This is a genomic window from Acinetobacter sp. UNC436CL71CviS28 (assembly GCF_000620525.1).
GTDB classification, from domain to species: Bacteria; Pseudomonadota; Gammaproteobacteria; order Pseudomonadales; family Moraxellaceae; genus Acinetobacter; species Acinetobacter radioresistens.
On sequence record NZ_JIBB01000062.1, the window covers coordinates 1 to 7,705 of the forward strand.

Below are 7,705 nucleotides of genomic sequence, written 5' to 3' on the forward strand. Positions count from 1 at the left end.
CAATTGGTTCTATCTAAAGTCAGTTGCACTTGGTCGAATGAAAACATATTGAAAATCAACTGAGAAATTTGACGATAATCAAAATACTGACCTGCAAAGAAGCGCTGCATACGTCGATAAAATGATTGTGGTAAGCACTTGATGGGCAAGGCTTTAGATGCAGAAGAAAGATTACATGTTTGCTTTAAAATAATCACAAGCATGATGAGCGCAAAGCACTTTAAATGTGACTTGTTCCATTTTAGATATTTGTTTAAGATAAGATATAACTCATTGAGATGTGTCATAGTATTCGTCGTTAGAAAACAATTATTATGACATTATTTCAATGAGTTATCTATTTTTGTCGTGTACAGAGTATAATTTTAAATGTTAATCTTGTTATTTGAAAAAATTTAAAATAAAAATTCTAATATAATTATATAGTTAATTTAATATATGAAGTGCTCTAGATGAGATCATGAAAGTGTCATAAAGGTGTAACTTATTTGTCATATTTTAAACTCAAAATGCACTTATCCAAAATGTACTAACACTGTAAACAAGTGGAGTACGGAAAAATTGCAAAATTAAGAGAGAAGAGAATGCGCTTAAATCCACGTCATGTTGGCATCATTTTAGCAGTTACTGGGGCAGCTGCAGCAACAACCGCGAATGCGACTCGCGATACCATTCAGATTGCCGGTTCTTCAACCGTCCTTCCATATGTGAGTATTGTTGCTGAAGAGTTTGGTAATACTTTTCCACAATTTAAAACACCAGTTGTAGGTTCTGGTGGCACTTCAGGCGGACTAAAACAGTTCTGTCAGGGTGTAGGCGACAATACAATTGATATTGCAAATGCATCACGTGAAATTAAAGATACTGAACTTGCTAGCTGTAAAAAAGCTGGTGTAAACAAAGTTCAGGAAATCAAGATCGGTTATGACGGTATTGTATTTGCATCAAATGCCAACAAGGCAGCATTCAAGTTAAAGCCTTACCATGTATATGCGGCACTGGCAGAAAAACTGCCTTCTAAAGGTAAACTGGTTGCTAACCCGTATACTCGCTGGAACCAGATTGACAAGACCTTGCCAAATGAACCGATTACTTTAGTTATTCCTGCATCTAACCATGGTACACGTGAAGTGTTCCAGGAAAAAATGGTTGATCTGGGCTGTAAGGCATATGAGTACAACAAGAATCTAGATAAAGATACTCAAAAAACTGTATGTTCGACTTTCCGTAAAGATGGTCGTGTCATTGAAATCTCAGGTGACTATACTGAAACACTCAGCCGTCTGAAAACAAATCCGAGCGCAGTTGGTGTATTTGGTCTAGGTTTTTATGACCAGAACCGTGACCGCCTGCGTGTAGCATCAGTAAATAATGTAACACCGTCTGAAGCAACTATCCTTTCTGGTAAGTACCCTGTTTCCCGTCCACTGTTCTTCTATGTAAAAGGTGAGCACCTGAAATCAATCAAAGGACTTGAGCAGTATGTAGAATACTTCCTGAATAAAAAGGTTTCAGGTAAAGGTTCTAAACTTGAAAAGGCTGGCTTGATTTCACTGTCTGACTCAGAACGTGCCAAAGTACTGGCAAATTTTAAAGCAGGTAAAACTGTTCAGTAAGGTGGACTTATTCAAGACTGATGGCAGGGAAGACCTGCCATCAGCTTTCGCGTAAATAAGATTTTTTCATGCGGTCATGTGAAAGAATTGTGGAGAATACATGAATCTGCTGCTCATTGGAGTGTTACTGGCGCTGATTGCAATTGCTTATCAGGTTGGGCTCACCAAAAGCCGTAAACTGGCAGGTAAAGAGAATAATTCTGCCAGTCTGCATTCGCGTCCGGGCTATTATGGCGCACTGGTTGCATTATGGTGTGGTATACCGGCTTTTATAATTTTAATTGTGTGGAATCTGGTTGAGCCAAATATTCTAAAGCATATTATCCTTAATAATATACCGGCAGCGACTGTAACGGCACTGGACCCTGCTGGACTGGATGTTATCGTTGAGCGAATCAGGGCAATTGCATCAGGTTTTGGGGTAAGTGATCAACCAGCAGCTTATGAGGTTGCAGCGGCAGAACAGTTAGCCAAATTCCAGATGATTGGTAACTTTTCCAAAATGGCTGTGGTTATTGCTGTAGCGCTAGGTGGTCTGGTCTGGGCAAAAAAACATGTAAGTCAGCAGTACCGAGCACGTAATCAGGTCGAAAAAGCCATTAATATTGGCCTGATTTTATGTTCAGGAGTTGCTATTCTGACCACGATTGGCATTGTACTTTCGATGTTTAGTGAAGCAATGCGCTTTTTCCAGTTCGTCAGTCCTCTGGAATTCTTTTTTGGAACAGAGTGGAATCCGGGCTTTAGTACATCAGGTGGCGCAGAAGGCAGTTATGGTTTGTTGCCACTGATCTGGGGCACACTCATGGTCAGTGCTATCGCTTTGCTGGTAGCTGTCCCAATTGGACTGTTAATTGCGATTTATCTGGCTGAATATGCATCTCCAGGTTTACGTTCCTGGGCGAAGCCCACTATTGAGATTCTGGCGGGTATTCCGACGATTGTTTATGGTGTCTTTGCTTTAATGGTCATTGGCCCGTTCTTTAAGATGCTGGGAGATACGGTTGGCCTGCATATCAATGCAACCAGTGCACTGACTGCCGGTTTTGTGATGGGAATTATGATTATTCCTTTTGTTTCTTCACTGTCAGATGACATTATTACTCAGGTGCCGCGTTCACTACGGGACGGTTCACTGGGACTTGGAGCGACCAAGTCTGAAACCATTAGGCAGGTGATACTTCCAGCAGCTTTACCCGGAATTATTGGTGCCTTTTTGCTAGCTGCTTCACGTGCCATTGGCGAGACCATGATCGTGGTGCTGGCTGCGGGTAACAGTCCAATCCTGCACGGTAACCCACTAGAAGCTGTCTCTACAGTAACAGTTACTATCGTTAACCAACTTACTGGTGACACTGATTTCGCCAGTCCACAGGCACTGGTGGCGTTTGCCTTGGGCTTAACCCTGTTTGTAATTACTTTGGGTCTTAACATTGTTGCACTTTACATTGTGCGTAAATACCGCGAGCAATACGAATGAGTACATCCAATACTTCTCCGCTGGGCCAAAAAGATATATTCGATGCTCAAGCTGCTGCCGATTTGCGCGCAAAACGTAAAGACAGAATTGCCAAATCACTCAGTAAGCGTCATCGTAAAGAGAAAATCTTCCGTATTGCTGGCTTTAGTGCAGTAATGGCCGGGCTATTCTTTGTGGCTTTACTTTTTGGCAGTATTCTGATTAAAGGTTTGCCCGCGTTCTGGCAAGCTGGTATGTCGGTACCTGTATATTTTGACCCTAATATTATTGACGCCGGACCACGTCCAGTTCAAAAAGCAGGCGAAAGTCCAGCCCAGTTCCAGGAGCGTTACATTGCCTGGCAAACAAAGATGGGTATGGTAGATTGGGATGCCTTGATCGTAAATGGTATTATCTCTAAAGCACCTGCACTGGCGCCACAGCGTGATGAGCTAGGGGAGATTTATACCAGCTCGGAATCTTACCGATTACGCGATATGGTATTTGAAAATCCCACTTTAATTGGTAAAACGCAAGACATCAAGATTTTGGCTGATGCCAATGTGGATGTCTGGGTGCATGGCCAGATTGACCGTGATCTTCCGGATGAGCAGCAGCAGTTAAGTCCAGAAGTACGCAAGCTTGCAGATGAAATGGAAGCACAAGGTGTATTGACCACTTCATTTAATACTCAAATCTTTACGAATCCCGATTCGCGTAGTTCTCCTGCAACGTCAGGACTGGCTGGCGCTTTTATGGGTTCGCTGTTTATGATGCTGATTGTCATCTTTATCTCGATTCCAATCGGTGTGGCAAGTGCGATTTATCTGGAAGAATTTGCGCCAAAAAATTATATTACCGATATTATTGAAGTAAATATCAATAACCTGGCCGCTGTACCTTCAATTGTATTTGGTTTACTAGGTGCTGCGATCTTTATTGGCTGGATGCATCTGCCATTATCGGCACCGTTAGTGGGTGGTCTGGTACTGAGTTTGATGACATTGCCTACGGTTATTATCACAACACGGGCCTCGTTAAAAGCTGTACCTCCCTCAATTCGTCAAGCTGCATTAGGTTTGGGTGCATCCCGTGTACAAACTATTTTTCATCATGTGTTACCTCTTGCATTACCAGGAATTTTAACCGGTGCAATTATTGGGGTAGCGCAGGCACTAGGTGAAACAGCTCCTCTATTATTGATTGGTATGAGTGCCTTTGTGGCCAGTGTGCCAACCTCCCCATTAGATCAATCCACGGCTTTACCTGTACAGATTTTTCTGTGGCAGGGCAATGAATTACGTAACTTTTTTGAAGGGCGTACAGCAGCCGCCATTATTGTACTGCTGGCACTCATGATTGGCCTAAACAGCTTGGCCATCTGGTTACGTAAGAAATTTGAAGTACGCTGGTAATTGAGGACAAGATATGAATACTAATGTTATGAATGCTTACAAGCAGGAACCGTCCGTGAATTCAGAACCAACCCAAATACCTGTCACCGGATCAGGCAAGACATCTGCAACTTCGTTTGTATCCCAGTTCGATACATCTGCAGCGTCTAAAAAAGAAACAGCACACAAAGTCAAAATCTGCACTGATGATGTCCATGTTTATTATGGCGAAACAGAAGCGATCAAAGGAATTGACCTTGAAATTTATGAAAATGAAGTGATTGCATTCATTGGACCATCAGGCTGTGGTAAATCAACATTTTTGCGTACTTTGAACCGCATGAACGATACTATTGACAGCTGCCGGGTTACAGGAAAAGTAACACTGGATCAGCAAGATATATATGATCCAAATCTGGATGTCGTATTACTGCGTGCACAGGTCGGAATGGTGTTCCAGAAGCCGAATCCGTTTCCAAAATCGATTTTTGATAATGTTGCTTATGGGCCTAAACTGCACGGTCTGGCACGTGACAAATACGACCTTGAAGAAATTGTCGAAAACAGCCTGCGTAAGGCTGGACTTTGGGATGAGGTCAAAGACCGTTTGAATCAGCCTGGTACAGGACTTTCAGGTGGACAGCAGCAGCGCTTATGTATTGCCCGTACTATTGCGGTAAGTCCAGAAGTGATATTAATGGATGAGCCATGTTCTGCACTTGACCCGATTGCGACTGCAAAGGTAGAGGAACTGATTTCGGAGCTTTCGAATCAGTATACCATTGCGATTGTAACTCACTCGATGCAGCAGGCAGCGCGTGTATCTGACCGGACAGCTTATTTCCATTTAGGTGATCTGATTGAGGTCAACTCTACGGAAAAGGTTTTTACACAGCCTGATCATCAATTGACTGAAGCTTATATTACAGGACGCTTCGGCTAATTATTTAACCTGAGATATTAAAAAAAACAGAGTCTTGATACTCTGTTTTTTTGTTATGATGCGAGATATAAAAATTTCATGCTAAAAAAATAATGCAATTGACGCCGGAAGAACGAGAATACGCAAAAATTTCGAAACATGCTTTAAAAGACTTATTCCAGGTTCTGTTTGGCACCAAATATATAGATCAATATTTTGCTATGCTGATGGTAGGATTGAGTATAGCTCTTGCAACTTTAATACCCCATCATGGCTTGTTTGCAACATCTCAAAGTCCGGGAATGACCAATTATCATCGCTGGTTATATGACATCTTTGTGGTTGTATCGAGTTTAATCGGCTTTGTACTTTATTTTTGGTTAAAACGACAAAAAAGTAATATTAAGGTTGGCCAAAAATGGCGAGCTTATATTAAGGCAAATTCTGATTTTAAAATGTATCGTTATCGCATTGCTCAACTTAAAGGTAAAGAACCTTTTATGCATACCCCTTTTAAAGAATATTGCTTTATTCTTCTGTTCCTGGCCTTATTTATTCTGATGTACTCACTGCTTACCCCTTTTGAAAATGGTCGACGTGGTAACTTCTGGATTCAAACTTGGTGGCCAATAAATGCCTTCATTATAGGTGTATTATATTCAGGATTATTCTGGATATATTTCCGTTTATTCGCCATCAAAGCAATCATGAATCAATATGCTTTATTGATCAGACAAGAACGAGCAAATAACAAACATAATAAAGCTATTGAAAAATGCCAGTAGTGACCTAATCTAAAGATACAAACCGAATTAAACTGAGAATAGATTTTTTATGTTATTTCATACGCCAAAGTTACCCGCAGAGATTCGTATTAGCCATCTTAATGCGCGTGTCAATGAACAACGAAAAAAAATTGCGCAGACAACAGCGTCTAAACTCGAATTATTGCAACTTGCTCAACAACTGGCAAAAGAAGGGCGGGCACGTAAAAAAAATAACCAGAAAATTTATGTCATCGATTTTAAAGGCGACGTACAAGCTTCAGCTGTTGAAAATCTGCGTGAAGAAATCACCTTGATTCTGGCAACGGCTAAAGCAGGAAAAGACCGTGTAGTGGTGCGTCTGGAAAGTCCGGGTGGAATGGTACATGGTTATGGACTCGCAGCAGCACAGCTGGTGCGTTTACGTGATGCAGGATTTCACTTAACTATCTGTGTAGACAAGGTTGCTGCCAGCGGTGGTTATATGATGGCCTGTATTGCAAATGAAATTATTACCGCACCATTTGCTGTTGTTGGTTCAATTGGTGTTGTGGCTCAGGTACCAAATTTTAACCGTTTATTAAAAGAACATAATGTCGATTTTGAGCTTTATACTGCAGGCGAATATAAGCGTACTGTTACTATGTTCGGCGAAAATACGCCAGAAGGTAAAGCCAAATTTGAGCAGGAACTGCAACAGACCCATGCTTTGTTTAAGCATTTTGTAGAAAAATACCGCCCAAAACTAAATGTTGAGAAAGTAGCAACAGGTGAGCATTGGTATGGTCAGGATGCTCTAGATTTAAATTTAGTAGATGAGCTGAAAACTTCAGATGAGTATTTACTGAGTGCTCTACCACAGCATGATGTGTATGTTATTTCAACTCGCCGTAAACCAACCTTAGGCGAAAAACTGGGTCTTCAGGCCGCGCAAATGGCAGATGCACTGGTGCCAGCAGTACTAAATAAAGTAATGGATACCTTGGCTAAAGCCAGTTCCAATCTGGTACAGATGCGTGATCCAGAACTTTAAGATTATCGTGAAGTCCTATTAAAAAAGCTCACTAAAGTGAGCTTTTTTAATAGGAAATTATATTGATGTAAAAACAGGACAATTATACAGAGAAATTATTTAGCATGCTCACGATGGAAATGGGATTTAAAAGCTTCCCATTTAGCTTGACGTCTTGCTTTATGCTCAGCTTTCTTCTGTTCTTTCAAAGTCAAGTTTGCAATACGTTGAGTTTCTTGCCAGGTTTCAATACTGGGCAGAGTAAAACTTGAAGTGCGACATAAACCACCTAATTAATTTAAAGGGTTTATGGAGTATATAAAATTGTCATACCATCATCTTAACTTTGAAGATCGTACTGCATTAATGCTTGAGTCAAGAAAAGAAGGCTTTTCAGCCAGAAAATTTGCTGAACTCATTAAAAGACATCCTAGTACGATCTATCGTGAGCTTAAAAGAAATAGCATCAATGACGTTTATCAAGCTCGATATGCTTCTGATAACACCTTCGCTAGACGTAGACGTGGTCACAGAAAAC

7 protein-coding genes and 1 pseudogene are annotated in these 7,705 nt (G+C 41.0%); 7 read left to right on the plus strand and 1 reads right to left on the minus strand.

What is annotated here, in order from left to right:
- Positions 1-287, minus strand: a pseudogene (locus tag N518_RS16460) (IS4 family transposase); the annotation flags it as partial.
- A 297-nt stretch (positions 288-584) separates the two neighbouring features.
- Here N518_RS16460 and N518_RS0114610 point away from each other — a divergent pair.
- The 7 genes from N518_RS0114610 to N518_RS16945 all read left to right on the plus strand — a co-directional run.
- Complete coding sequence (locus N518_RS0114610) at positions 585-1,616, plus strand: substrate-binding domain-containing protein (protein WP_017401210.1); 1,032 nt, start codon at positions 585-587, stop codon at positions 1,614-1,616.
- Positions 1,617-1,716: 100 nt separating this feature from the next.
- The gene (pstC, locus tag N518_RS0114615; RefSeq protein WP_026444452.1) at positions 1,717-3,096 is read left to right on the plus strand and encodes a phosphate ABC transporter permease subunit PstC; all 1,380 of its coding nucleotides are present in this window, start codon (positions 1,717-1,719) and stop codon (positions 3,094-3,096) included.
- Entirely contained in the window at positions 3,093-4,490 is a 1,398-nt protein-coding gene (pstA, locus tag N518_RS0114620; protein WP_005025316.1) for a phosphate ABC transporter permease PstA, read from the plus strand. Before pstC ends, pstA begins: the two co-directional genes overlap by 4 nt.
- 13 nt (positions 4,491-4,503) lie before the next feature.
- Entirely contained in the window at positions 4,504-5,412 is a 909-nt protein-coding gene (gene pstB / locus N518_RS0114625) for a phosphate ABC transporter ATP-binding protein PstB (protein WP_005015045.1), read from the plus strand.
- Between the two features lie 92 nt (positions 5,413-5,504).
- Positions 5,505-6,176: a hypothetical protein gene (locus N518_RS0114630; protein WP_017401209.1), complete on the plus strand. Its 672-nt coding sequence runs from the start codon at positions 5,505-5,507 to the stop codon at positions 6,174-6,176.
- A 49-nt stretch (positions 6,177-6,225) separates the two neighbouring features.
- On the plus strand, positions 6,226-7,188 hold the full coding sequence (gene sohB / locus N518_RS0114635) for a protease SohB (RefSeq protein WP_005025322.1): 963 nt from the start codon (positions 6,226-6,228) through the stop codon (positions 7,186-7,188).
- Between the two features lie 345 nt (positions 7,189-7,533).
- The coding region (locus tag N518_RS16945; protein ID WP_241211380.1) for a helix-turn-helix domain-containing protein at positions 7,534-7,705 on the plus strand (172 nt) is incomplete at its 3' end.